Here is a 26,203-nt window from a genome sequence, read left to right on the forward strand (position 1 = left end):
GGGAAATCCTCAGGCGGCGGCGCTCGGGCGAGCGCTGACGCGTTGGTGCCATGCGGTTAGAGCCGCGCAATCGGCGGGCGCCCCGCAGCCGACGAAGGCGGCAAAGTCGACCGTCGTCAAGAGCAGGATGTCGGCCATCGTGAAGCCGTCGGTGGCGAGAAACCCGCGACCAGCCAGGCTTTCGTCGAATAACCGGAACGCAGCCTCGACGCGGGGGCGGTTTGCCTCACCCCATTCGGCGTTGCGCCCCGGCAGCGCGGCGGTGAACGCGTGGGTGTTGACCCAGACCGCACCGACCGAAGCCATCAGGATCATTTCGACCCGGCGGCTCCACATCTCGATCTGCGCGATTTCCAGCGGGCTCGTACCGAACAGCGGCGGGTCGGGTTGCCGCGCTTCCAGATAGCGGCAAATCGCCACGCTTTCGGTGATGACCGTGCCGTCGTCGAGCTGGAGCGACGGGGTTTGCCCGCGCGGGTTGATCGCGATGTACTCGGGCGATTTCTGCTCGCGCCTGACGATTGACACCTCGCGAGTATCGAGCACGATAGCCTTTTCCGCAGCGAAGATGCGCACCCGCCGCGGGTTGGGCGCCGGGTTGGGACTGTCGTAGAAGATCACGCGCCTTTGAACACGGGCTTGCGCTTTTCCATGAACGCCGTGCCGCCCTCAACGGCATCCGCGCTCGATCCGGCGATACGCTGACCCTCGGCCTCCGCCAGCAACGCCTCGGCGAAGCTGTTTTCCAGCGCGGTGAGGATGTTCTTGCGCATCGTCGAATAGGCCACGGTCGGCCCGTTGGCGAGCCGGGTGGCGAGCGCGCGGGCCTCGGCCATCAACACGTCGTCCTCCACGCACTTGTAGATCAGGCCCCACTCCGCCGCCTTCTCGCCCGAAATCTTCTCGCCCAGCATCATCATTTCGGTCGCGCGTGCCTTGCCGACCAGCCGTGGCAGCATCCAGCTCGCCCCGCCGTCGGGGACCAGCCCGATGTTGACGAAGGCCTGGAGGAAATAACCGCTCCTCCCCGCGATGACGAAATCGCCCGCCAGCCCGATCGAGCAGCCGACCCCCGCCGCCGCGCCGTTTACCGCAGTGATGATCGGCATGTTGAGCCGCGCCAGGTTCATGATCAGCGGGTTGTAGTGCCGGGTCAGCGCGATGTAGCTGCCCTCCCCGCCCGAGATCGAGCGGCTGCCTTTGGCGGCCAAGTCCGCCCCCGAACAGAACCCGCGTCCCGCCCCGGTTACGATCAGGCACCGCGCGCCTTCGAGCGTCGACACCGCATCGTTGATCTCACCCGCCATCTCGAGCGAGCAGGCGTTCATTCGCTCTTGGCGGTTGAGGGTGATCGTGGCGATATGGTCGGCGATGTCGACGGTGATGGTCTGGTAGGTCAAAGGTTTCCCTCTCCAAATTCCTCACCCTGAACTTGTTTCAGGGTCCATTTCTCCACCCGCTCCACCTGTGCCGTTGGGCACGATGGATGCTGAAACAAGTTCAGCATGACGGGCATGGGGTGAACGTCAGTGGCCCGCCCCCCTCGGCGTCTCCATGATTTCGGTGAGCACGCCCTGCATATCTTTGGGATGCACAAAAAGATAAGCGTCCCATGCGCCCCGATCCGAGGTTCGCCGAGCACGCGCTTGCCCTGGCCTTCGAACCAGACCTTGGCGGCGTGGATGTCCGGCACTTCATAACACATGTGGTGCTGGCCCCCGGCGGGGTTCTTGTCGAGGAACGACTGGATGGAGGTGTTGCCCGGCAGCGGCTCGACCAGCTCGATCTGGGTGCCGCTTAGCGCCCCATCCGCGCCGGGCGTATCGACAAAGCACACTTTGACGCCTTGCTCGGGCAAGTCGAACGGCTCGTGGATCTTGGTCGCGCCCATGACGTCGCGATAGAACGCGACGCTGTCGGCAATCGAGGGCGTGGCGACGCCGATATGGTTCAAGCGACCGAGTTTCATTTCAATTTCTCACAACGGAATGTTGTCATGCTTCTTCCACGGGTTTTCCAGCATCTTGCCGCGCAGCTTTGCGTAGCCCCAGCGCGATCCGGCGCCGGGTCGAGTGCGGGTAGATCACGTCGTCGATGAAGCCCATGCTCGCGGCTACGAACGGGTTGGCGAAGCGGTCTTCGTATTCCTTGGTGTGTACGGCGATTTCGTCCGAGGTCTTGCCGCGGAAGATGATCTCAACCGCGCCTTTCGCGCCCATCACCGCGATCTCGGCCGTAGGCCAGGCGTAGTTGAGATCGCCGCGCAGGTGCTTGCTGGCCATAACGTCGTAGGCGCCACCATAGGCCTTGCGGGTGATCACGGTGATCTTGGGCACGGTCGCCTCGGCATAGGCGAACAGCAGCTTGGCGCCATGCTTGATGATCCCGCCCAGTTCCTGCGCAGTGCCGGGAAGGAACCCGGGGACATCGACGAAAGTCAGGATCGGAATGCCGAATGCGTCGCAGAACCGCACGAAGCGCGCGGCCTTCTTGGATGAATTGATGTCGAGTACGCCAGCCAACACCATCGGCTGGTTGGCGACCACGCCTACGGTGCGCCCCTCTATCCGTCCGAACCCGACCAGGATATTGCCTGCATGCGCTGGCTGAATTTCAAAGAACTCGCCTTCGTCCAGCACCTTTCGCACCACTTCGTGCATATCGTAGGGCTGGTTGGCATTGGCCGGGATCAGCGTATCGAGGCTGTCCTCGATGCGGTCGAAAGGGTCCTCAGTCGGCCGCTCGGGTACATCCGATCGATTGGAATGCGGCAGGTAATCGATGAAATCGCGCGCGGTCAGCAGGGTCTCGATGTCGTTTTCCAACGCTAGGTCGGCCACGCTGGTCTTGGTGGTGTGCGTGATCGCCCCACCCAGTTCCTCCTGCGTCACCACCTCGTTGGTTACGGTCTTGACCACGTCGGGACCGGTGACGAACATGTACGAACTGTCCTTCACCATGAAGATGAAGTCGGTCATCGCAGGCGAGTAAACCGCGCCGCCCGCGCACGGTCCCATGATCAGGCTGAGCTGTGGCACGACGCCGCTGGCGAGCACGTTGCGCTGGAAGATCTCGGCATAGCCGCCCAGGCTGGCGACGCCTTCCTGGATGCGCGCGCCGCCGCTGTCGTTGAGGCCGATGACCGGCGCGCCGACCTTCATCGCGTTGTCCATCACCTTGCAGATCTTCTGTGCATGGCGTTCCGACACCGCCCCGCCGAACACGGTGAAGTCCTGGCTGAACACATAGACCAGCCGCCCGTTGATCGTGCCGCTGCCGGTAACCACGCCGTCGCCTGGGAAGGTCTGCCCGGCCATCCCGAATTCGGTGGCGTTGTGCTCGACATACATGTCGAGCTCTTCGAAGCTCCCTTCGTCGAGCAGAACCATCAGCCGTTCGCGCGCGGTCAGCTTGCCCTTGGCGTGCTGTGCGTCGATCCGCTTCTGACCCCCACCGAGACGAGCGGCGGCGCGGCGGCGTTCGAGTTCGGCGATATTGGCGGACATTGAGGCTCCCCGTTGACGACGAGCGCCTTGCCGGGCCATCGCCGTAGCGTCAAGGGGTGCTTAATCGCGCGATTAAACCGCCACGAGGCCGCGCTCGATCAGGCTGCGCGCGGTGTCCTCGATCGTGTCGTCGGGCGAGCGCGGCGCCCAGCCGAGCGCATCGCGGGCGTGCTGGCCGCTGGTCGAGCGGGTCCGCCCGAGCTCGCCGACCAATTGGCGCAAATCCGGCACGAATCGCGCCAGCAGGCGGACCATGAAGTTCGGCATCCGCCGCGTCGGTACCTTGCGCGCCTGGTCGCCGAGCCGGGCTCGCACGACGCGGGCGAGGTCGGCGAACTTGTAGAACGGTCCCGCCGAGGCGATGAAGCGGCCGTTGCGCACTTTATCCGCGGGGGCGATCAAAGCGCGAACGTGCAGATCGGCCACATCGCGCACGTCGACCAGGCAGAACCCGACGTCAGGCAAGGCGGGGATCTTGCCTTCGAGCAGTTGCTTGGCGATTTCGATCGAGGCGGCGAAATCGTCGCCCAGCACCGGCCCCAGCACCGCGACGGGATTGACCGAGCAGAACTCGATGCCCCCGCCCTCGCGCGCCACCCATTCGCGCGCAGCGCGCTCGGCGATGGTCTTCGATTTGACGTAGGGCTGAACGCCGGGCGCGGTAATATCGGTCCAGTCATCCTCGGTGAATTCGGTCTTGCCTGCGGGATGGCCATAGGCGACCGCGGCGGCGGACGATGTCAGCACGAACCGCTTGACCCCGGCATCGCGGGCAAAGCGAAGCGCGCGCAAGGCACCTTCGCGGGCCGGGACGATCAGGTCATCCTCGCTCTTGGGCACGCCCACCGGGAATGGCGAGGCGACATGCGCGACGTGGGTGCAGCCGGCCATCGCCTCGGCCCAACCGGCATCGTTCATCAATTCGGCGGCGAAGAACGTCACCGGTTCGCCGGGGATACCCAGCCGTTCACGCGCCTTCGCTTCACCCGCCAGATTGCGGATCGTGGTGTGAACCGTCCATCCCGCTTCGGCGAGCTGGCGGATCAGGAAGGCGGCGATATAGCCGCTGCCTCCGGTGACGAGAACAGTACTGGTCATCGCTTCCTCCCCCTCAAAACTTCAGCATGATCCTCCGCGCCAGCGCGGGCGACAGCGAGTGGGCGAGCTGGAGCATCTTGACCATGCCGACGTTGGCTTCGGCCGCGCCGCTCTCCACCGCCGACACGATCTGCCGCGCGCATTCCGCCGCGGGCATTTTTCCCGAAGTTCGTCCGGCGGTCATCTTGGTCTCTACCACCGGCGGCAATGCCTCGATCACGGTGATCGCAGTGTCCTTAAGCTGCGCGCGCAGGGCCTGGGTGTAGCTGCGCAGGCCGGCCTTCGTGGCGCAGTAGACTGGCCCACCGGCGCGCGGCGCTATCGCCAGGCCGGAGGTGACGTTGACGATTGTCGCCTCGGGCCGCGAGCGCAGCATCGGCATCAGCCACGTAATCAGATGGATCGGCGCGTTGAGATTGAGGAAGATCGCGGCATCGGAGACCGCCAGATCGGGTGGGCCTTCGCGAAAATCGTGATCCGCGCCAACGCCTGCGTTGTTGACGAGGATGTCGATCGGGCGTCCCTCGAGGCCGGCGATCAGCGCCTCGACCCCGGCGAGGGTCGACAAATCGGCCTCGATCACCTCGAAACCGGCGGTGCGCGCCGCCGCCACCCGTTCGGGGTTGCGGCCGCAGGTGACGATCGTCGCTCCCTTGGCCCGAAGCTGGCGGATCAGCTCGGCGCCGATCCCGTCGGTCCCGCCGGTGACCAGCGCGGTCTTGCCGCTGAGCCGCATCGCGTTTCTCCCCTCGATCCGCCGAGGAGCCTACGCCGATCAGTTTCAGTTCGCAACGCTACCGCATGAGCACGAGTTCTTCGGCCATGCTGGGGTGCAGCGCGACGGTGGCGTCGAAATCCGCCTTGGTCAGCCCGGCCTTGACCGCGATTGCCGCGGCCTGGAGAATCTCCGGCGCCTCGGGTCCGATCATGTGGAGTCCGAGGATCCTGTCGGTCCCGGCATCGACGATCATCTTGTAGAGTCCGCGTTCGTGGCGTTCGGCGAAAACGTTTTTCATCGGGCGGAAGTCGGATGAGAACACCTTGATGTTGCCGTATTGCATCCGCGCCTGACCTTCGGTCAGCCCGACCCCGGCGAGCGGCGGCTGGCTGAATACCGCGCTGGGGATGTGGGAGTAATCGACCGTCCGCGGGGTATCGCTGAACACGCTGTCGGCGAACGCCTGGCCCTCGCGGATGGCGACGGGCGTAAGCTGGACGCGGTCGGTCACGTCGCCCACCGCATAGATGCTCGGGCAGCTTGTCCGGTTGGCCTCGTCGACCGGGATTTCACCGCGCTCGCCCAACTCGATCCCCGCAGCATCGAGCCCTAGCCCGCGGGTGTTGGGGCGGCGCCCGGTGGCGATCAGCACTGCGTCGGCGTTGAACGGGTCCTGCCCGGCGAGCTTGACCGAATAGCACTCGCCATCCTTCTCGATCCGCTCAATCGGGCAGTTGAAGCGATACTGGATGCCGCGCGCCATCGTGATCTGGAGCAACCGGTCGCGCAGGCTTTCGTCATACCCGCGCAGCAGCGTCTCCGAACGGTTGACGACGGTGACGTGGCACCCCAGCGCGTTGAATATCCCCGCGAACTCCATCGCGATGTAGCCCGCGCCCTGGATCACCACCCGCTTGGGCAATTCTGCCAAGTGGAACACCTCGTTGCTGGTGATGCACAGGTCCGAGCCGGGAAAATCGGGCAGCACCGGCCAGGCACCGGTGGCGATCAGGATCGTCTTTGCGGTGATCTCCCTGCCGCTCGCCAGCCTGACCGAATGCGGCCCGGTGATCGTGGCCTTCTCCAGAAACCGTTCTACCCCGTGGTTTTGCAGCGTCGCGGTATAGGCCTCGTTGAGCCGGTCGACATCCTTGAGCACGGTGTCGCGCAGCACGCTCCAGTCGAACGTCATCTTCTCGACGGTCCAGCCGTAGTGCGCGGCGTCCTGGAGTTCCTCGGCGAAGTGCGAGCCGTAGACCAGCAACTTTTTAGGCACGCAGCCGCGGATCACGCAGGTCCCGCCGATGCGGAATTCCTCGGCGATGGCGACCTTGGCGCCATGGCTCGCGGAAACGCGGGCCGCGCGGACCCCGCCCGATCCCGCCCCGATGACGAAGAGGTCATAGTCGTGGGACTTGGTCATCGCGGTGCTCCTGCTGTCGCGGCGCATATGGGCGGGCGGACAGGTACGCGCCAATAGCTTTTAGGCATGATTGTGATCGGATTTCGTTCCCTCGCCCATTCGGGGGAGAGGGTTACTGATCCAACCCCGCCGCCTTCAACAACGCCTCGGTGCTCGCGTCGAACTTCGTTCCACCCTTCTCGATCGACTTGGCGATGTCCTTGCCGAGTTCGACCCCGAACTGGTCGAACGGGTTGATCCCCAACAGCGCCGCGTTCGCAAACGTGCGGTGTTCGTGGAACGCGATCAGCGCGCCGAAGCTGGCGGGGGTCAGGTCGTCCAGCAGGATCGTCGCCGAAGGGCGGTCGCCGGGGTAGGCGCGCGCGCCGTCCGTGCCCGCTTTGCCCGCCATCAGCGCGGCTCCCTGGGCGAAACAGTTGGCCAGTAGCGTGCGGTGGTGGACCGGTTCGAGCGCGTCGCCCGGCGCGATCACCGCGAGGAAATCGACCGGGATCAGGTGAGTGCCCTGATGTAGCAACTGGAACACCGCGTGCTGGGCGTCGGTCCCCACCCCGCCCCAGGTCACCGCCGCGCTCGCCCGACCCAGCGGCGCGCCGGCGGCGGTCACCGATTTACCGTTCGATTCCATCTCGAGTTGCTGGAGATAGCTCGGCAGCAGCCGCAGCCGCTCGTCGTAGGCAAAGACCGCGCGCGTCTGACAGCCGCGGACTTGCGTGTAGTACAGGTCGGCGAACGCGGCGCGGAGCGGAAGGTTGGCGGCGCCGTCGGTGTCGCGAAAGTGGCGGTCGACCGCGGCGGCGCCCTCGAGCATCTCGGCGAACGCCTCCCACCCCAGCGCCAAAGCGATCGGAAAGCCGATCGACGACCACAGCGAATAGCGCCCGCCGACGGTCTCGGGAAACGGCAGCACGCGGGTTTCGTCGATGCCCCACTCGACCGCCTTGTCGGGACTGGCGGTCAGCGCGATCACCCGGCCATGGGGGTCGCCGACGCCACCGCTGCGCAGCCAGTCGAGCGCGGACGACGCGTTGGTAAGCGTTTCGGTGGTGGTGAAGGTCTTGCTCGCCACTGCGATTAGGGTGGTCGCGGGATCGCACTTGGCGAACGCTTCCTCCAACGCGCAACCGTCGATATTCGAGACGACGTGGACCGCGACCTGCGCGCCATCACGCGCCAAAGCGTCGATCGCCAGTGCCGGGCCTAGCGCCGAGCCGCCGATACCGATGTGGATCAGCGACTTGACCTCGCCCAGATAGCCCCCCTTCTCCGTCTATGCCGTGGATCGCCTCGACCAGCAGCCGCATTCGTTCATGTAGAGCCTGGGCCTCCTCGACGTTGGCCTCGTCGCCGACCCCGCGCTGCGCCGTGTGCGTCGCGGCGCGACCCTCGGATGTGTTGACCACTTCGCCCGCGAACAGCGCGGCGCGCTTGCCGGTGAAATCCATCTCCGCCGCGATCGCCTCGAACGCGGCGACTACCGCATCGTCCAGATGGGTCTTCGACCAGTCGAACCGGATCGCGCCGTCGCCCAATTCCAGCACGCCGGTCAGCGCGTTTGCGCGCTCGGGTTCGCCGAACAAGAGCGGCAGGGTCTGCCGTGGCAGCGCCTCAAGCGCAGTCCAATCCATCGGTTTTTACTTTCCTATTCTGCTCGTGCCCGCCTATGCCGCGCGCCCATGGTAAAGCCAAGCTCCGCTCCGCGAACCGACCTTCTCGGCAGCTTTCGTATGCGTGCGAAGCCCCTTGCGGCGCGGATCGAAAATCTTCCCTTGGACGCTGGTCCAAGTGGTCCATTTGTGTATTAAGGTGGCAACACACTTGTCCGAGGATCCGACCCCGCCGATGACCACTACCGCGCCCGCCGATGCGTCAGTCACGCCTACGCAAGTCGCCCCGGCCAAGAAGGAAAAGAAGGAAGACAGCTTCCCTGTATTCCTGATCAAGCTGGCGCTGGTGGTGGCGATTTTCCGCAGCTTCTTCTTCTCGCCATTCAACATCCCCAGCGAATCGATGCTGCCAGGGCTGGAGAACGGGGACTATCTGCTCGCCGCCAAGTGGCCCTATGGCTACTCGAAGTATTCGCTGCCGTTCAGCGTCCCGCTGATCCCGGGGCGCATTCTGCCCGGCCAGCCCAAGCGCGGCGACGTGGTGATCTTCAAGGCGCCGCCAGGCAACGACGTCGATTACATCAAGCGCGTGATCGGTCTGCCCGGCGATACCGTGCAGATGACAGGTGGCCAGCTTATCCTCAACGGCAAACCGATCCCCAAGCAGAAGATCGCCGATTTCGAGTTGCCGGTAACCCCCAACACCAACTGCATCGCGCCGCAATTCGAAGCGACATCGGCGGATGGCAAGGCGGTGTGCCACTACCCACGCTATCGCGAGACCCTGCCGGGCGGGCGCAGCTATGAGGTGCTCGACCTGTTCGCAACGCCGCAGGACGACGCGCCCCCGATCATCGTCCCCGAAGGATCGGTATTCCTGATGGGCGACAACCGCGACAACTCGATGGACAGCCGTTTCCCTGCCGTCGAGGGCGGCGGGATCGGGATCGTCCCGCAGGCCAATCTGGTCGGGCGGGCGAGCATCATGATGTTCTCGACCGACGGTGGCGCTTCGTGGCTGCTGCCGTGGACCTGGTTCACCGCTGCCCGCTGGAGCCGGATCGGGGGGACTTTTTGAACCTCGACCCCAATGCCGCGCACTACATCGCCTCACTGACCGGCGAGGCTCCCCGCCAGCCGGAGCTGTGGGCCGAGGCTCTGACCCACGGCAGCATGGGCGAGCAGCGCAACTACGAGCGGCTCGAGTTTCTCGGCGACCGGGTGCTGGGGCTGGCCATCGCCGAATGGCTGCACGAGCGCGGGCGGATGGATGAAGGGACGCTCTCGCAGCGGCTCAACGCGCTGGTCAGCGGACATTCCTGCGCGATGGTCGCGCGCGAGATCGGTCTGCCCCCGCACCTTCGCCTGGGCAAGCAAGCGCGCGACGACGGCGGGCACGACAGCGACAACATCCTCGGCGACGTGGTCGAGGCGCTGCTCGGCGCACTGTTTCTTGAGCGCGGCTATGCACCCGCGCGCGATCTGGTCCGCAAGCTTTGGGCCCCGCACCTGGCCGCGGGCAAGGGCGAGCGCAAGCACCCAAAGGCCGCGCTTCAGGAATGGGCCGCGGGCAACAAGCGCAAGCCCCCGGTCTACACCCTGCTGGCGCGCGAGGGGCCGGATCATGCGGCGAGCTTCACCGTAGCGGTATCGATCAAGGGTGTCGGCGAGGCGCGGGCCGGCGGATCTAGCAAGCAGGAAGCCGAAACCCAGGCGGCCAAGGCGTTCATGAAGGAATTCGGGTGAAGACGACTCCACACTGCGGCCTCATCGCCATCCTCGGCGCGCCCAACGCGGGCAAGTCGACGCTGGTCAACGCGCTGGTCGGGCAGAAGGTCGCCGCGGTCAGCGCCAAGGCCCAGACCACGCGGGCCAGGTTGCTTGGGATCGCCATCGACGGCCGCACCCAGATGATCCTCGCCGACACACCGGGGATTTTCGCTCCCAAGCGGCGGCTCGACCGGGCGATGGTCGCCGCCGCATGGGAGGGCGCGAGCGAGGCCGATGCGATCCTGCTGGTGGTCGATGCGGTCAAGCTGCGCCGCCACGAGCTGACCCCGATCGTCGAGGCGCTCAAGGGCCGCAAGGAACGCAAGCTGCTCGCGCTCAACAAGGTCGACGCCAGCGCCAAGGAGCCGCTGCTCAAGCTGGCCGAGGAACTGGTCGCCGCCGCCGGGTTCCACGAAGTGTTCTTCATCTCGGCGCTGACCGGCGACGGAGTGCCCGAACTCAAGGCGCGGCTCGCCGAACTGATGCCCGAAGCCGAATGGCACTATCCCGAAGATCAGGTCAGCGACGCCAGCGAACGCCTGATGGCCGCCGAGATCACCCGCGAACAGCTCTACCGCCAGCTCCACGAAGAACTGCCCTACGACGCCGCCGTGCGCCCCGAAAGCTACACGTCGCGCAAGGATGGCTCGGTCGAAATCCGCCAGCAGATCGTCATCGCCCGCGAAAGCCAGAAGCCGATCGTGCTGGGTGCGCGCGGCGCCAAGATCAAGGCGATCGGCGAGGCGGCGCGGATCGAGCTGGCGGCGCTATTGGGGGTGAAGGTCCACCTGTTCCTGCACGTGAAGGTGGACGAGGCCTGGGCCGAAAGCCGCGAAATCTACGACGAGATCGGGCTGGACTGGGTAAAGTAGCAAGTCACCGCTTTTTCGCGACTCCCACCCCGTCGGCCTTCGCGCGGTCCTTGGTCGATTCCTCGCTGCGCCCCAGTGCCTTGGCGATTTCCTTGAGGCCCTTGCCCTTGCCAGCGAGAATGCGGAGTTTGCTCAATTCGTCCGCGGTCCAGGGCTGTTTGTGGCGTTCGAAGCGGTCGGCCATGGCGGTGTCGTCTCCCTTGCCGGGAGAGCATTCGCAGACTTGGCGCGTCGCCGCCAGCCGATCCTACAGCCGCTCGCGTCCCAGGTCGCTGCTGACGTCGATCATCGCCACCATCGCCAGCCAGCGCCGCATCCGCTCCGGCTCGAAGCCTACGCGGATATCGTCGGCCCGGGCGGGGTTGACGTAAGTGCCGAACAGCATGTCCCACACCGGCATGTCGCCGAAGTTGCGCGCGTGGACGTTGTATTCGTGGTGGAGCATGTGCGCCTCGGGGCGCTGGATGATCCAGTTGGTCCAGCGCGGCGTATCGATGTTCCAATGCTGGTAGAACGCAATCCACGCCCCCAGCACCCCGGCGATCGCTCCCGCAACCGGCGATACCCCCAGCAGCACGCTCGCCAGCAGGGTCCAGAACACCTGGATGAACACATCGACCGGATGGAAGATGAACGCCGAGGCGATGTCGATCCGGGCGACGCCGTGGTGGAGCTGGTGCCCCATCCGCCACAGCACGTCGAAACGGTGTTGGATGCGATGCGACCAGTAGGTGAAGAAGGTCGTCAGCACGATCACGGGCAGCGCCGCCCAGCCGCCCCAGCCGGACAGGTCAAGCGCATGAATACCGGCAAACAACGGCAGGATCGCCAACGGCGCCAGCACGTTGACCGCCATCGACACGGCGAACCCGGCGATCCCGATCAACCGCCAGTAGCGGATCTGCGGCATCGCCCGCCGCGCCGGGACGAGCGCCTCGACCGCCATGAAGGCGAAAAACGAACCCACCAGCGCAACCAAAACCAGCGTATCGAGACTCATGGCGCGTTCCCCGAACCCGCGACCCGTGCGCCAGGATACGGCGTCGGCGCTTCGGTCACAAGACGGGTTGCTGAGCTGCGACGGTCCCTGGTCTACTTCGCGGCCACTTTCTTGGCGGGAGCCGCTTTCTTCTTCGGCGCCGCCTTCTTCGCCGGAGCCTTCTTGCGCCCCTTGCCCTTGGCCGGACCCTTGGCCGCGCGCTCGTCGATCAGCGAGATGGCCTCTTCCGCCGTCAGCGCCTCGGGCTGCTTGTCGCGCGGCAGCGTGGCGTTGGTGGTGCCATCGGTGACATAGGGTCCATAGCGCCCGGCCATCAGCTTGATCTCGCCGCCGCTGGTCGGGTGCGCGCCGAAGACCTTCAGCGGTTCCGCCGCCGTCCGCGTTCCGCGCCCGCCGTTCGCAGCAGCTTCGGCGAGCTTGGTCACCGCGCTGTTCATGCCGGTCTCGAACACCTCGGCGGTGCCGCGCAGCTTGGCGTATTTGCCCTGGTGGGCGAGGTACGGACCGTAACGCCCGATGCTGGCGGTGATCGGCTCGCCGCTTTCGGGGTGCGCGCCGATCGTGCGGGGAAGGCCGAGCAGCTTCACCGCCCAATCCAGGTCGAGTTCGGGGATGTCCTTGGGTATGGACGACCGCTTGGCCTCCTTGCCCTCGCCGAGCTGGATGTACGGCCCGAACCGTCCGCTGCGGCGGGTGATCGACTCGCCGGTTTCGGGATGCTTGCCGAGTTCGTCGTCGTCACCACCCTCTGCGCCGTTGCCGCCGGGCTGGGCGAACTTGCGGGTGAACTTGCACTCGGGATAGTTCGAGCAAGCGACGAACGCGCCGAACCGGCCGCCGCGCAAGGACAGCCGCCCCTCGCCGCATTTTGGGCAGACGCGCGGGTCGCTGCCGTCGTCGCGCGGGGGGAACAGGTAGTCGGCGAGGAACAGGTCGAGCGCGGCGGTGATCTCGCTCGGCTTCTGCTCCATCACTTCGTCGGACTTGGGCTTGAAGTCCTTCCAGAACGCCTCGAGCACCGCCTTCCACTGCGCGCGCCCGCCCGAAACCTCGTCGAGCTCGTCCTCCATCCCCGCGGTAAATTCGTAGGCGACGTAACGTTCGAAGAAGCGTTCGAGGAACGCGGTCAGCAGGCGGCCCGATTCCTCGGCGAAGAAGCGGTTCTTCTCGGTGCGGACGTAAGCGCGGTCCTTGAGCACCTGGAGCGTCGCGGCATACGTCGAGGGCCGGCCGATGCCGAGCTCCTCGAGCCGCTTGACGAGGCTGGCCTCCGAATAGCGCGGCGGCGGCTGGGTGAAGTGCTGGGTCGCATCGACGCCCTTCTTGGCCGGGGTATCGCCGCTGACCAGCGCGGGGAGCAGCGCCGCGTCCTCATCCTCGCCATTCGCGGTGGCGTCGCGGCTCTCCTCGTAGACCGCGAGGAAGCCGGGGAACTTGATCACTTGCCCGGTGGCGCGCAGCTCGTGCTTGCCGGTGCCGTCGCGCAAGGTCACGGTGGTCCGCTCGATGCTGGCGCTGGCCATCTGGCTGGCCATCGCGCGCTTGAAGATCAGGTCGTAGAGCCGCGCCTCGTCGCCGCTGCCGTATTTGTCGCGGGCGAATTCGGTCGGGCGGATCGCCTCGTGCGCTTCCTGCGCGTTCTTGGCCTTGGTCTGATAGATCCGCGGCTGCTCGGGCAGGTAGTGACCGTTATAGCGGTCGCTGATCGCCTTGCGCGCTTCGCTGATGGCCGAGGAGTCCATCTGCACGCCGTCGGTGCGCATGTAGGTGATCGCGCCCGCCTCATACAAGTTCTGGGCGATCCGCATCGTGTGGCTGGCGGAGAAGCCGAGCTTGCGTGCCGCCTCCTGCTGGAGCGTCGAAGTGGTGAACGGGGGATAGGGGTTGCGCTTGGTCGGCTTGACGTCGACCTCCTCGACCCGGAACACCGCACTCTCAACCGTGGCCTTGGCGCGCAGCGCGGTGCCTTCGTCCGACACGCTCAGCCGCTCGAGCTTCTCGCCTTCGAACTTGACCAGCCGGGCGGCGAACTCGGTTCCGCCCTGTTCGAGCCGGGCGACTACCGACCAGTATTCCTGCGGGCGGAACACCTCGATCTCGCGCTCGCGCTGGACGATCAGACGCAGCGCGACCGACTGCACCCGCCCCGCCGACTTGGCCCCGGGCAGCTTGCGCCACAGCACGGGAGAGAGCGTGAACCCGAACAGGTAGTCGAGCGCGCGGCGGGCCAGGTAGGCGTCGATCAGGTCCTGGTCGAGCTCGCGCGGGTGCTTCATCGCCTCGGTGACGGTGGCCTTGGTGATCGCGTTGAAGGTGACCCGCTCGACCTCCTTGGGCAGCGCGCGGCGCTTGCCGAGCAGTTCGCGCACGTGCCAGGAAATCGCCTCGCCCTCGCGGTCGGGGTCGGTAGCGAGGATCAGACGGTCGGCGGTCTTGGCCGCATCGGTGATCGCCTTCATCTGGCGCTGCTTGTCGCCGTTCAGCTCCCAGTCCATTGCGAACCCGTCGTCGGGCTGCACCGACCCGTCCTTGGGCGGCAGGTCGCGGACGTGGCCATAGCTGGCGAGCACCTTGAACCCGGGACCGAGGTACCTCTCGATGGTTTTCGCCTTGGCGGGCGATTCGACGATAACGAGTTGCATGGTTGTCTTGATGATCTTTCTGAGCCGCTGGCCCCTCACGTATACGTACGCGCGAGGGTGGAGGCAGGGTCAAGCCGCCGTCAAGCGTCTTGCCTTGGTTTCCTTAGCGTTTTGTTGTTATGGCGGCCCGCGGAGGTCTTGTAATGATCGACCGCAGGCTAGCGATGCTTCAAGTTGGCATGGGCGCGGCTGTCGCCGCGTTTCCCGCGATAGCCGCCACCCCACCCCCAACGAGCTGCTTGGACCATTCTACCCGGTGCGCAAGCCCACTGATCGCGACGCCGACCTTACCCACATCGCCGGGCGACAAGGCCAGGCAACGGGGCAGGTTTTGGAACTGAGCGGACGGGTGCTCAGCACGTCTGGCGAACCTGTTCCCGATGCCAGGATCGAAGTCTGGCAAGCAAACGCCGCCGGTCGCTATCGCCATCCGTCAGATACCACCGGGCTCCCGCTCGACCCCAACTTCGAAGGATTCTGCCAGATTGCAACCGATCGAACGGGCGGCTTCAAAATCCTCACGGTCAAGCCGGGGGGCTACCCCGGGGGACGGCGCGGATTCCGTACCCCACACATCCATTTCGACATAACCGGACGGGTCGAGCGGCTGGTCGCGCAAATGTATTTTCCCGGCGAGCCGACCAATGCCACCGACCAGCTCCTCCTCGCCAACATCGATCCGCCGTCAGTCATCGCGCACGAGTTACCACCCCGCGCCGACGGGGTCCTGCGTTTTGGCTGGGACGTGGTTATGCGGCTTGGCTGAAGCTCCCAACCCCTGGAAGCTCCCGCCCGCGTTTACTTCATCGCCGACAACTGCGCCGAGACGCGCTCGTTGGCGAGACTGGCGGCTTTGGTCGCCCCCTGTTCGTAGTTGCCCGCTTTGGCCGTGAATTCGAACTTGCGGGTCTTGCCGAGACCAAACCCGCCCATCCCGAACGCAGCGGCGACACCGCCGGCGACGTTGCCGACTGCCTGACTGGTCTTGTCGAAGCCCGAACTGGCGTCCTTCATGTCGATGAACTCGCCCTCGACCGAGACCGGCTGGCCGAGGGTCAGCATGTCCTGCTTGCCGTTCGGCCCGACCACGGTGACCTTGGAGTAAGTTGGCGTGACCGACAACGCGGCGTTGACCTTGAGCCCGCCGAAGCTGAACGCGCCGGGGCGCTGCTGCTGCGAGAAGTCGATCAGATAAGTCACGTCGACCACCGGGGTGTTGGCTGCCTTGGCATAAGAGCCGAGCAGGTAGCCGTTCTGCCCGGCGCTCATCATCAGCCCCATGCTGCTCATCCCGCTGCCGACGAAATCGGTGCCGATCATCACCTGCTTCGGCAACACCGCGGGCTTGTAATAGAGCGCTTTTCCCTTGCTACCCTTTTCGAGCGCGATGTTGATATCGGTGGGCGCGGTCTGCGATTTGACCTTGGCGAATCCGGGATCCGAGAACACCGCGTCCGGGGCAAGCACAGTAAATCCGCGTCCGGACATCTGCGCGACGAAATCGGCATAGGCCGCGTCGGTGATCTGCTGCATCATCGCCGGTGTCACGCCGACGAGTTTGCTCTGCGCCTTGGTCGTCCCGCCGAACGCGCCCATCAACCCGCCGCTGGCTTTGGTCGCATCGGTCGATTCGAAGATGAAGCCGACGTTGAACGCGGCGATCGCGATCTGCGAGGCACCTTTCAGCGCACCCTTGTTCTGGATCTTGAGCGGCGCTTCGTCCTTCGCGAGAACGAGCGGCGCAGCGGCAAGCGAAAAGGCCGCGACGCACAGCGCGGCGAAACGTACGAAACGCATGGAAATCCCCCCAAAGGTGTTTAGTCTGCGCCCGTTGGCCATGCCATCGCGTGAGGATCTTTAGCTGTCAACGACTTACGGCAGGCAGCGAAGGGCAAATTCGAAAAAGGGGCATCATGCGAATTGCCGCGATCCTGACCGGAGCACTGCTCCTTTCCGCCGCGACGCCTTCACCTGCTGGCGAACATCTGGCGCGGGCAGCGCTGCCCGGATTCGTCGAAGGCTATGCCGCCGCCAACGCCACCCAGTCGATCCGCGAGGAAATCCCGCAGGGCGAGACGATCGAGGCGTGGACGCGGATGGTGACGACCCAGCGCTTTGGCGGCCTCGCCGATCGTGCCTCGCCCGCCAACTATCTCGGGAATGTCGCGGCGGGCATGGCCCGGGCCTGCCCCGGAGGCCGAACCACGGCATTCACGCCGCGCACGCTCGCGGGTCGGGCGGGCGCGACGATGCGCGCCGACTGCCCGTACCTCGCCTCCACCGGCAAGCCCGAGACGTTTATCATCGTGGCGCTACCAGGAGCGCACGACATGCACGTTCGCCAAGTCGCGTTCCGCCGGGTGCCGACAAACGCCGACCTGGCGTGGGCGGAGGTCGTCCTGGCGGGTGTGCGGCTATGCGCGGCGGGGAGCCCGATGGCCGGCTGCTAGAGCACGCTCTCCAGCCAGCCCTTGAGCTGGCTCTTGGGCGCGGCGCCGAGCTTTTGGGCGACGGGCTTGCCGTCCTTGAACAGGATCATCAGCGGAATCGACTGGACACCGATCTGGCCGGGGACATCGGTATTCTCCATGATGTCCATCTTGGCGATGGTCACCTTGTCGGACAGTTCCTCGCTGATTTCCTCGAGGCTCGGCCCGATCATCTTGCACGGCCCGCACCATTCGGCCCAGAAGTCGACCAGCACCGGCTTGTCGGACTGGAGAACGTCGGCGGCGAAGCTGGCATCGGTTACGGCAATGGTCGACATGATCTGAAATCCTCGTTGGTTGGGTCCAATCTAGGTGCGGTGGCTGGCAAGGCAACGGCTCAGTGCGCAAAGCTTTACTGTTGTTCGGCGGAGGCAGGGTTGTGCGCTTCGAGCAGTGCTTGCGGAATCGGGATCAGCAACGGCGCATGCGTATAAAGCAGCGCGGCCTCGATCCGCTGCGCCGGATGGATCGCGCGCAAGGCGGCGGCATAGGCGGCCATCTGCCGTATATAACCGATCGGGACTTCGGACAGGTCGGCGGGCGGGCGCCGCGCGGTCTTGAAATCAACGATGCGGATCGCCTCGGCGCCCACCACCAGCCGGTCGATCGAGCCGGCGACGACGCGTTCGCCGACAGTGGCGGCAATTGGGACTTCGGGGAGCGAATCGGGGCCAAACACGCTGGCCCATTGGGAGTCGGCGAGGACGGTCAGCGCGGCTTGGGCGATCTCGTCGCGATCCCCCGCCGAAAGCTGGCGTGCAGACTGTCCGAGCCAACGCATCGCCGCGTCCGCCCGCTGTGCCTCAGGCAAGTCGGGAAGGCGCTCGAGCAGGCGGTGGATCAGCACGCCCCTCTCGGCCGCCACGCGAAGTTCGGGCGACGGGGCCGAGGGCGCATCTGGCGCGGTTTCCTCGCCGCTCGACGACGGTGCCAGCGGGCGCGGCGGACGCGGTTCCGCACCGACCGGGCGCAACGCCCAATCGGGCAACGGCTCGGCAGGTGATTCGGGAAGGGAGATGCGCGCCGCGGACGGTGGGCGGGATCCGATCTCGTGACGGCCGCCCCACAGCGGATCATCGAGCGGTTCGGCATCGTTGAACAGCGGGGATAGCCGGGCGTACCAACTGTCGGGGGCGAGTTCCTTGCTGCGCCCGCCTTGCGTCCCGGCGATGAACAGCGCCTCCTCGGCGCGCGTCATCGCCACGTATAGCAGCCGCCAATGCTCGGCGCGCTCTTCCAGCGCCGCGCGTTCCTCCGCCATCAGCACCGCGCCGACCTTTTCCGCCTTGCGCAGCGGCGGCAGTGGCACCTGGCGTGCCTCACTCCCCGGCACCGGTTCGGGCAGCGTCAGCCCCCGCGGCGGCGAGGCGTCGGGATCGTCGGCGGCATCGGCGAGAATCACGATCGGGGCTTGCAAGCCCTTGGCCCCGTGGACGGTCATCACCCGCACCTGCCCGTCGCTGCGCCCGGCCTCGCGCTTGAGCTCGGACGTGTTGGCGTCGAACCACTGAAGGAACCCGACGAGGCTGGCGGTCTCTCCGCTGGCATAGGCGAAGGCGGCGTTGAGCAGTTCGTTGACCGGATCCTCGACCTCGCGCCCCAGCCGCGCGACGAGCTTGCGCCGTCCCTGCCACGGCCCGACCAGCAGCCAGTGCAACAACGCTTGCGGGGTCTCGAAATCGGCGCGGCGGAGCAGCTCGAGGAGCTGTTCGCGCGCCACCAGCGTCCCCGGCGCGGCCATGCGGCGCAAGTGTGCCCACAGGCCCACGCCCTTCTCGCGATACGCGTGTTCGAGCAGGTCTTCCTGACTCCACCCGATCAGCGGCGAGACCAGCAGGTTGGCGAGGTTGAGATCGTCTCGCGGCTGGGCGGCGAAGCGCAGCGCGGCGACAAGGTCCTTGACCCCCAGCGGCGCGCCCAGCCTCAACCGGTCGACCCCGGCCACCGGCACGCCGGCGGCGTGGAGCCGCGCGACGATCAGCCCGGCCAGCTCCTTGCGCTTGCGCACCAGCACCATCACGTCGCCCGCCCCGGCCAGCCGCGCGCCGCCCTTGGCGAGCGGAAAGCCGTCCACGAGCCACTGCCTTACCTGCCGCGCAATCCGTTCGGCCAGCTGGCGGTCGGGACGCGAGAGCCAGCCTTCCTCGCCCTCGGGCCGGGCTTCGCCATTGTCGCCCTCGGTGCCGATCACGGGCCACAGCGTGACCAGGCCGGGCCGGTCCTCGCCGATGTGCGGATCAGGCGCGTGTTCGAGGCCGAACCGCCGCGGGCCGATCGCGTTGATCGCCGCATCCACGAACTCGAGCACCGGCTGCGCGGTCCGGAACGAGCGGTCGAGGCCCAAGTCCTGCAACTCGCGCTTGACCCCCAGCATCGCGGTGCGCACCCGCCGCCGCGCCGCCTCGAAGTTTTCCGGGCTGGTCCCCTGGAAGCGGAAGATCGCCTGCTTGTAGTCGCCGACCACGAATAGCGTCCGCAACACTTCGCCGCGCTGGCCTTCGCCGCTGAAGAAATCGCCGATCAGCGCGTCGATGATCCGCCACTGCGCCTGGTTAGTGTCCTGCGCCTCGTCGACGAGGATATGATCGAACTGACGGTCGAGCTTGAAGCGCACCCAATCGGCCATTTCCGAGCGTTCGAGAAGCGCGGCGGCGTGGCGGATCTGGTCGTCGAAATCGATGAACCCCTCACGCTGCTTGGCCTCTTCCCACGCCAGCGCGAAGGTGCGGCCGAGGAGCAGCGCGGGTTCTATGTAATCGGCCAGCGCGATCAGCCCGCGCAGCTCCATCGCCCGGCCGATGCTGGAGCGGACGCGTTCGATGGCGTCTTCGTAGCTCGCGTCATGCTTGAGCATGGCGCCGAGCGACCGCGGATTGCCATCACCGGTGAACAGCGCCTTGTGCAGTTCGTCCAGTCGCTCGAGCCTCACTTCGGGCGGGGCGATCAGCCAGCCGACCACGGTATCCGACGTCGCCAGCCCGGTCTTGGTCCCCCAGGCCGACTGCGCGGCCACGCAGCGGCGCAGGGCGGCGCAATCGAAGCCGCCATCGCCGCACAGATCGAGCAGCGCCGCCCGGGGATCGTCGCCCAGCCCCAGCACCCGCGCGATGCGGGGGCGCAGCGGCGGCTGCCAGGCGCCGGGGCCGTGCCACATCTCGCGCGCCGCCGCGCAGCGCAGCAGCCAGCCCTGGACCTGGTCGGAGGTCAACCGCAGACTCAGAGCGGTCAGCGCATCGAGCAGCACGGCGTCGCCCGCCGCCTCGGCCTCGACCAAAACGTCGGCGAGGACCTGGCGGACCAACAGGTCCTTGTCGCGATCCTCCATCGCGCGCGTCCCCGGCAGCATCCCCGCCTCGAGCGGAAACGCGGCGAGCAGCCACTGCGCGAACGAATGGATCGTGCCGATCCGCAGCCCCCCGCCCGGGCAATCGAGCACCGCGGCGAAGCGGCTGCGGGCGCGGGTTCGGGTCTCCTCGCCGATATCGGCGCCGATATGCTCCAACTGCGCGGCGAGCTTGGTGTCCTCCAGTCGCACCCAGCTCGCCAGCACCTCGTTGACTCGTGTCGCCATCTCCGCCGCGCCAGCCTTGGTGAAGGTCAGGCACAGGAGCTGCTCGGGCCGAACATGTGGCTGGAGCAGCAGCCGCAGCACCCGCGCGCTGAGCACCTGGGTCTTGCCCGTCCCAGCCGAAGCGCCGAGCCACACCGTATCGGCCGGCTCCACCGCCGCGCGCTGATCGCCGAACAGCGGAAAGACGAGAGGCTTTTCGTCGTCGCTCATGCGGTGTCTTCCCCCTCGCCGCGCGCCTGCCATTCATCGAGCCGCATAAGCTGGTCGTAGTCGCCGTAGCTCGGCAGATCGGGGTTGAGCCGGGCCACGAACGGCTCGTCGCCGAGAATCCAGATCGCCAGCGCCTCGCGCAGGAAGACCTCGGTCTGGGCGAGGAACTCCGCGCGCGGCAGGCCGGTGCGGCGCTGGCCTTCCTTGATCGGCTCGGTGGCGTAGCCGAACCCGGTCTCACTCTTGTCGCTGCGCGCGAGCGACCAGTATTCGAAGCGGTCGGGCGTGCCGCTCAGGCCCTCGAACCCCCGCGCGCGGCGATCAGGCCGAGCACGCCGAGTTGCAGGTTGAAGCCGTTCTCGACTTGCGCGGCGGTAGGCGGCGCGCCCGTCTTGTAATCGATGATTGCCAGCCGCTCGCCTGCGCTGCGGTCGATCCGGTCGGCCTTGCCATGGATGCGGACGCCGTCGACGTCGATGCGCCCGAACTTCTCCCACAGCGCGGGCTCGCGCCCCTCGCCCGCCAGCCGCGCGGTCTCCGCCGAGATCCATTCGAGCGCGCGGACCAGCCGCGGCTGCCAGGTCGCCTTGGTGAACGGATGCGCGCTCATTTCGCTCAGCATCCGCGCGCCCAGTACGCCCAGATCGCCGCCCGCCTGGTGCCATTGCTCGAGGATCAGGTGGACCGCAGTGCCCTTCCACGCCGCGCTGGGCTCGGCATCGAGTTGGTCGAGCGATTGCAGGCCGAGGATCGACGAGGCGTAGAACTGATAGGGATCGCCGCGCAGCCGATCGAGCGCGGTGGCCGAGATCGCCACGCGGCGCTGCTCGGCGCTGGGGATGGGCCTTGGCCGTGGATATGGCGGTGCAGGCTCACCCCGGTCGATCGCCCGCGCCAGCCCGACCGCCTCGCCCTCGCGCGCGCTCTTCAGCAGCGTCGGCCCCAGCATCGCCCTGATCCGCAACAAAAAGCGCGAAGGGATCGCCGGTCCGGCCGTGTCGCGTGCCGAATGGCTCAGGACGACCTCGGGCGCACCCAGCGCCGCCGCCAGGTCGTGCGCCGACAGGCCGATCCGGAAATCCGCGCCCCGCACCCCCAGCGCGCGCAGCAGCGGTGGGGCGAGCAGGGGATCGGGCGCGGGATTGGCGGGCCAGGAGCCCTCGACGAGCCCGCCGCAGATCACCAGGTCGGCGCGGCTCATCCGTGCTTCGAGCAGGCCGTAGATCGCGACCCGCGGGTGCCCGCCCCACGGCGGGCGCACCGCGATCTCGTCCATCGCCTCGCGCAGCACTGCGCTGGCGTCGCGCGGGTCGATCGGGGTGGCGGCATCGCTTGCGGCCGCGCGCAAATCCTCCACGAAGGCGGCCAGCGCGCGGCCGTCGGCCTGGGCCCAGATGCCAACGCCCGCCAGCGCCTCGGAGGTGTCGGCCAGCGCGCCGAGCAAGCCGGCCAGCGGCTGGCGCTCGCCGGAAAGGTCGAGGCGGGCAAGCAACGCGGACACTTCGGGCCACCACTCCGCCAGTGCCGGATCGGGCATGCGCGCGGCGGCGATGGCCCCGGCGGTGCCTTCCAGCCCTGGCGCGGGACGCGGTCCGCGCAGCACGAGGTCGAGCGCCCGCACATGCTCGAGCCACGCGGCGCGGCGCTCGCCCGCGAACACCAGCGGATGGCCGAGCGCGGCGAGCAGCGGCACCGGGGCAAGCCGCTCGCCCAGGCAATCGGCCAGCGCCAGAAACAGCCGCCCCGCCGGGGTCTGCGAAAGCGGCTGGCCGGCGCTGTCGTCGGCGGCGATGTTCCAGCGGCCCAGGTGCGCGGCGACGCGCGCGGCGAGGTTGCGGTCGGGAGTGACCACCGCGACGCGCCGATCGGGCTGCTCCAGCGCCTGGCGCACCAGCAGCGCGATCGCCTGGGCCTCTTCCTGCGGGTCGGCGCACTCCATCAGCCGCACGCCAGCCAGGCGGCGGCGTTCGGGCGGCAGGTCGATCCACGCCGCGCTCGCCTCGGGCGGAAGGAACAGGCTGGAGATCGCGCGGCTGCGCTCAGGTGGCGCGGCGCTGGGTCCCGAGCGATGCCACGGCTTTACCTCGCCACGCTGCACCCCCATCCGGTTGAGCAGCAGCTTGAGGTGATACTGCGGATGGGTCACCGCATCGCCACGCGCGAACGGGGGGTCGCCCAGAGCCTTGGGCGCCCCCGCCACGCCGAGCGCGTCCCACACGTCCGCATCGAGCGCGAGGTCGAGGTCGGGCAGCACGACACCGCCCTTGGGCAATTCGGACACCACCCGCAGCAGCAGCGCCACCGCGGGCGAGGCGCTGGTCACCCCGGCGGCGAGCACCGGGTGCGGCGGCGGTGTCTCGCGCCATCGCCGTGCGGCATGATCGAGCAGTCGGTTGCGCCGTTCGGGCGGGTCGATTTCGCCGCGCCGTTCCAGCTCGGCGCGCCATTTGACGAGGACATTGGCGAACAACCGGGTGTTGTTCTGCCAGTGCCGGGCAAGGTCGGGAAACAGATCCTGCACCTGTTCGTCGAGCAAATCGCCCCAGCTCAACCCCTCCACCGCCAGCCGGTCCATGCTGCGCGCGATGTTGCGCGCCAGGCGCAGCAAAGCCGGGGTCGAGGCCGCGGCATAATCGGTCTCCTCGTGCAGCATTTCGGCAAGCCGCAGCCAGCGCGTTGTCGGGTCGCTGGCGGGCGGGACATCTGCCCACGCGCCGATTGGATCGAGCAGAGAACCTAAAGTTTCATCGAGGTCGAGGTCGCCGATCAAGGCCATCCGCGGCAGCAGAAGACCACCCTGTCCATTGGCGCCGCTGGCGCGCACGAAGGCTTCGGTCAGGGTGCGCACCGTGCGCCGGCTGGGCAGCAGCAGGGTCAGCCGCGCCAGCCCGAAGCGGGGTTCCGAATAGCGTGGGATCAGCCCGGCGACGAGCGCATCGGCGAACCCGCGATGCGCCGCGATCGACCAGACCTGTGGGTCAGGCATCCGTGACGGGGTCACCCACGCAGCAGGGCCTCCTCGGTCGGCGCGATCGCATCGGGCGAGCCCACTTCGTACCACAGCCCGAGGTGCGACAGCCCGAACAGGCGCCCTTCCTTCATCGCCCGCTGCCACAGTACCATGGTCCCGAACGGTCCGTCGGGTGCATCGCGCAGCAGGCGCTGCGAGACCAGCTGGATGCCCGAATAGATGAACGGCGCGATCCGCCCCGAACGGCGCAAGGTCAGCCGCCCGTTCGCATCCATGTGGAAATCGCCCTTGCCCTTGTGGTTAGCGGCACGGGCGTGCGGCACCACCAGCAGCAGCGCGTCCATCCGATCGGGCTGCCATGCGTCGCTGAGCTGATGGAACACGTCCTGCGGGCCATCGACCCACAAGTTGTCCGAATTGATGCAGAAGAACGGATCGGCATCCAGCAGCGGCAGCGCGCGGACCATCCCACCGCCGGTTTCCAGCAGTTCGCCGCTCTCATCCGAAATCGCCACCGCCGGGCGGCTCCGCGCGGTCAGATGATCCTTCACCATCTGCGGGAAATGATGGACATTGACCACCGCGCGCGCGACCCCCGCCTCGGTCAGCTTGTCGAGGCAGTGGTCGATCATCGTCCGCCCGGCGACTTCCACCAGCGGTTTGGGCCGCTCCAGGGTCAGCGGCCGCATCCGGGTGCCCAGCCCGGCGGCGAGGACCATAGCAACGTCGCTGGCGAGCGCCTTGCTCACGAAAAAGCCCGCTCGTGTCGAGCGAAGTCGAGACACGTCGCGCCATAAACCGAGGTTCGCGCGCGATCCCTCGACTTCGCTCGGGATGAGCGGTGCTTGGAAGCGCTCGCGATCATACGGCGTAGCTCCCGCCTCCGCTGGCGCGCAGTTCGTCGGGCACGTTCGCGGTGAACCATTCCGCCACCGGGCCCAGCGCCGGATGCGCCAGGTCGCGTTCGAGCATGGCCCAGACCCGCGGGATCATGTCGAGGTAGCGCGGCTTGCCGTCGCGCCGCCACAGCCGCACGAAGATGCCGACGATCTTGGCGTTGCGCTGCGCACCCAGCCGGGCGTAGTCGGCGCGAAAATCCGGCTGATCGCCCGCGCGGGAAAGATAATGCGCGATCATCGTATCCTCGACCTCGGGCGAAACGTCGCGCCGCGCATCCTGGAGCAGCGAGACCAGATCGTAGGCGCGATGGCCGACCAGCGCGTCCTGGAAATCGAGCAGGCCCTGCTGCTCCAGCCCGCCCAGCAACATGATGTTCTCGGCATGGTAGTCACGCAGCACGCTCACCCCGGGGCGCTGGCGGGGGAGGAGCTGGGCGAGCACTGCAAGCCAGGCTGCGTCCCATCCCGCGACATCGACGCTCAACCCCTGCGCCGGGCACCACCATTCGACCAGCAGCCGCGTTTCGCGCTGATACTCTGCCAGGCCATAGGCGGTGAACGGCCCCGGCGGCAGCTGGTGCAACTGGACCAGCGTGTCCACGGCGTTGCGGTAGACCTCGATCTCGTCGGCGGGCCAGGCATCGAGATACTCGCGCATCCGCACCTCGCCGAAATCCTCGATCAGGACCAGCCCGCGCGCGGCGTCGTCGGCCAGGATGCGCGGCGCGCGCAAGCCGTTGGCGTCGAGCCATCTGGCCGCGCGCAGATAGGGCGCGGGGTCTTCGTGCGGCGGTGGCGCGTCCATCAGCATCGCGCTGCCTCGCGTGCCGTTGACCCGGAAATAGCGCCGGAACGAGGCATCGCCGTCGAGCGGCACGATCGCCGCACCGCCCCAGCCCGCTTGTGCGAGAAAGGCTTCGGCATCTGCGGGGATGGGATCGCGAATGGTCAGCTCCATGCTCCGCGCTCTAGCCAATCGCGCCCCGGCTGCACAATGGCGGCGCGCCCATTGCCAACGATTTCCAGCGCGACGCCAAGGCAGCCCGGCTCATCGGCGAAACCGCCGACGCGATCCGGCCATTCGGCGAGCAGGGCACCGCCCTCGCGCCATTCGTCGAGGCCGAGTTCGGCAAGTTCGGACGGATCGGCGAGGCGATAGAAGTCGGCGTGGACCACCGGCAGCCGCAACGGCGGCGAGGAATAGGGCTCGAGAATCGCGAACGTGGGGCTGGGAACTTCGCCCTCGTGCCCCAGCGCCGCCAGGATCGCGCGCGCCAGCGTGGTCTTGCCCGCCCCCAGGTCGCCGCTAAGCGCGATGACATCGTCGGGGCGCAGCCGATCGGCGATCATCACGCCGAAGCGGGCCATCGCGGCGAGATCGGGGAGAGCGACTTCGAACAAGCTTAGCACTCGCAAGGGCGCAAAGG

General features: G+C 67.2%; 20 protein-coding genes and 3 pseudogenes. 5 read left to right on the top strand and 18 right to left on the bottom strand.

Annotated elements, in window-relative coordinates:
• Window positions 1–9 precede the first annotated feature (9 nt).
• The 8 genes and pseudogenes from GKE62_RS03365 to pgi form a co-directional block, all read right to left on the bottom strand.
• Entirely contained in the window at window positions 10–621 is a 612-nt protein-coding gene (locus GKE62_RS03365) for a glutathione S-transferase family protein (protein ID WP_154691010.1), read from the bottom strand.
• Window positions 618–1,400 carry an enoyl-CoA hydratase-related protein gene (locus GKE62_RS03370; protein WP_154691011.1) on the bottom strand — a complete coding sequence of 261 codons (783 nt, stop codon included), beginning with the start codon at window positions 1,398–1,400 and terminating at the stop codon, window positions 618–620. Before GKE62_RS03370 ends, GKE62_RS03365 begins: the two co-directional genes overlap by 4 nt.
• A 126-nt stretch (window positions 1,401–1,526) precedes the next feature.
• Window positions 1,527–1,969 (bottom strand): annotated as a pseudogene (gene mce, locus GKE62_RS03375) (methylmalonyl-CoA epimerase).
• 9 nt (window positions 1,970–1,978) lie between these two features.
• Window positions 1,979–3,506 (bottom strand): annotated as a pseudogene (locus tag GKE62_RS03380) (acyl-CoA carboxylase subunit beta).
• A gap of 72 nt (window positions 3,507–3,578) precedes the next feature.
• Window positions 3,579–4,604 (bottom strand): aldehyde reductase, encoded by a 1,026-nt coding sequence (locus tag GKE62_RS03385; protein ID WP_154691012.1) that lies wholly within the window; start codon window positions 4,602–4,604, stop codon window positions 3,579–3,581.
• A 13-nt stretch (window positions 4,605–4,617) separates the two neighbouring features.
• Window positions 4,618–5,340, bottom strand: a complete 723-nt coding sequence (locus GKE62_RS03390) for an SDR family oxidoreductase (RefSeq protein WP_154691013.1) — start codon at window positions 5,338–5,340, stop codon at window positions 4,618–4,620.
• Between the two features lie 58 nt (window positions 5,341–5,398).
• A complete protein-coding gene (gene gorA, locus GKE62_RS03395; RefSeq protein WP_154691014.1) occupies window positions 5,399–6,745 on the bottom strand; it encodes a glutathione-disulfide reductase in 1,347 nt (448 codons plus the stop codon).
• A 112-nt stretch (window positions 6,746–6,857) separates the two neighbouring features.
• Window positions 6,858–8,373 (bottom strand): annotated as a pseudogene (gene pgi, locus GKE62_RS03400) (glucose-6-phosphate isomerase).
• Between the two features lie 214 nt (window positions 8,374–8,587).
• On the opposite strand from pgi, the gene lepB reads away from it, so the two are divergent.
• From lepB to era, 3 genes are read left to right on the top strand one after another with little or no spacing between them, the layout of a single operon-like run.
• Window positions 8,588–9,430, top strand: coding sequence for a signal peptidase I (gene lepB, locus GKE62_RS03405; RefSeq protein ID WP_154693536.1), 843 nt, complete (start codon window positions 8,588–8,590; stop codon window positions 9,428–9,430).
• Window positions 9,427–10,098, top strand: coding sequence for a ribonuclease III (gene rnc, locus GKE62_RS03410; RefSeq protein WP_370516051.1), 672 nt, complete (start codon window positions 9,427–9,429; stop codon window positions 10,096–10,098). The genes lepB and rnc overlap by 4 nt, the downstream gene beginning before the upstream one ends.
• Complete coding sequence (gene era, locus GKE62_RS03415; RefSeq protein WP_154691015.1) at window positions 10,095–10,994, top strand: GTPase Era; 900 nt, start codon at window positions 10,095–10,097, stop codon at window positions 10,992–10,994. The genes rnc and era overlap by 4 nt, the downstream gene beginning before the upstream one ends.
• A gap of 4 nt (window positions 10,995–10,998) precedes the next feature.
• Here the strand turns inward: era and GKE62_RS03420 are convergent, their stop codons facing one another.
• From GKE62_RS03420 to topA, 3 genes are all read right to left on the bottom strand, one after another.
• Window positions 10,999–11,178, bottom strand: a complete 180-nt coding sequence (locus GKE62_RS03420) for a hypothetical protein (protein ID WP_154691016.1) — start codon at window positions 11,176–11,178, stop codon at window positions 10,999–11,001.
• Window positions 11,179–11,241: 63 nt separating this feature from the next.
• A complete protein-coding gene (locus GKE62_RS03425) occupies window positions 11,242–11,994 on the bottom strand; it encodes a sterol desaturase family protein (protein ID WP_154691017.1) in 753 nt (250 codons plus the stop codon).
• 92 nt (window positions 11,995–12,086) lie between these two features.
• On the bottom strand, window positions 12,087–14,636 hold the full coding sequence (topA, locus tag GKE62_RS03430; RefSeq protein WP_154691018.1) for a type I DNA topoisomerase: 2,550 nt from the start codon (window positions 14,634–14,636) through the stop codon (window positions 12,087–12,089).
• A gap of 10 nt (window positions 14,637–14,646) precedes the next feature.
• Here topA and GKE62_RS18380 point away from each other — a divergent pair, with 10 nt between their 5' ends.
• Complete coding sequence (locus GKE62_RS18380) at window positions 14,647–15,402, top strand: hypothetical protein (protein WP_255453602.1); 756 nt, start codon at window positions 14,647–14,649, stop codon at window positions 15,400–15,402.
• Window positions 15,403–15,434: 32 nt separating this feature from the next.
• Here the strand turns inward: GKE62_RS18380 and GKE62_RS03440 are convergent, their stop codons facing one another.
• Entirely contained in the window at window positions 15,435–16,433 is a 999-nt protein-coding gene (locus tag GKE62_RS03440; protein WP_154691020.1) for a hypothetical protein, read from the bottom strand.
• Between the two features lie 116 nt (window positions 16,434–16,549).
• Between GKE62_RS03440 and GKE62_RS03445 the strand changes: the two genes are divergently transcribed.
• Window positions 16,550–17,086 carry a hypothetical protein gene (locus tag GKE62_RS03445; protein ID WP_154691021.1) on the top strand — a complete coding sequence of 179 codons (537 nt, stop codon included), beginning with the start codon at window positions 16,550–16,552 and terminating at the stop codon, window positions 17,084–17,086.
• Here GKE62_RS03445 and trxA read toward each other — a convergent pair.
• The 6 genes from trxA to tsaE form a co-directional block, all read right to left on the bottom strand.
• Window positions 17,083–17,403, bottom strand: a complete 321-nt coding sequence (gene trxA, locus GKE62_RS03450; RefSeq protein ID WP_154691022.1) for a thioredoxin — start codon at window positions 17,401–17,403, stop codon at window positions 17,083–17,085. The genes GKE62_RS03445 and trxA overlap by 4 nt on opposite strands.
• Before the next feature lie 74 nt (window positions 17,404–17,477).
• Window positions 17,478–20,906 (bottom strand): double-strand break repair helicase AddA, encoded by a 3,429-nt coding sequence (gene addA / locus GKE62_RS03455; protein WP_154691023.1) that lies wholly within the window; start codon window positions 20,904–20,906, stop codon window positions 17,478–17,480.
• A 292-nt stretch (window positions 20,907–21,198) separates the two neighbouring features.
• A complete protein-coding gene (gene addB / locus GKE62_RS03460; protein ID WP_370516052.1) occupies window positions 21,199–23,892 on the bottom strand; it encodes a double-strand break repair protein AddB in 2,694 nt (897 codons plus the stop codon).
• An 11-nt stretch (window positions 23,893–23,903) separates the two neighbouring features.
• Window positions 23,904–24,596 carry a nucleotidyltransferase family protein gene (locus tag GKE62_RS03465; RefSeq protein WP_154693537.1) on the bottom strand — a complete coding sequence of 231 codons (693 nt, stop codon included), beginning with the start codon at window positions 24,594–24,596 and terminating at the stop codon, window positions 23,904–23,906.
• Window positions 24,597–24,738: 142 nt separating this feature from the next.
• On the bottom strand, window positions 24,739–25,734 hold the full coding sequence (locus tag GKE62_RS03470) for an aminoglycoside phosphotransferase family protein (RefSeq protein WP_154691024.1): 996 nt from the start codon (window positions 25,732–25,734) through the stop codon (window positions 24,739–24,741).
• Entirely contained in the window at window positions 25,725–26,186 is a 462-nt protein-coding gene (gene tsaE, locus GKE62_RS03475) for a tRNA (adenosine(37)-N6)-threonylcarbamoyltransferase complex ATPase subunit type 1 TsaE (RefSeq protein ID WP_370516053.1), read from the bottom strand. Before tsaE ends, GKE62_RS03470 begins: the two co-directional genes overlap by 10 nt.
• Between the last annotated feature and the right edge of the window lie 17 nt (window positions 26,187–26,203).

The sequence above is a fragment of the Novosphingobium sp. Gsoil 351 genome, assembly GCF_009707465.1.
In the GTDB taxonomy this organism is placed as follows: Bacteria; Pseudomonadota; Alphaproteobacteria; order Sphingomonadales; family Sphingomonadaceae; genus Novosphingobium.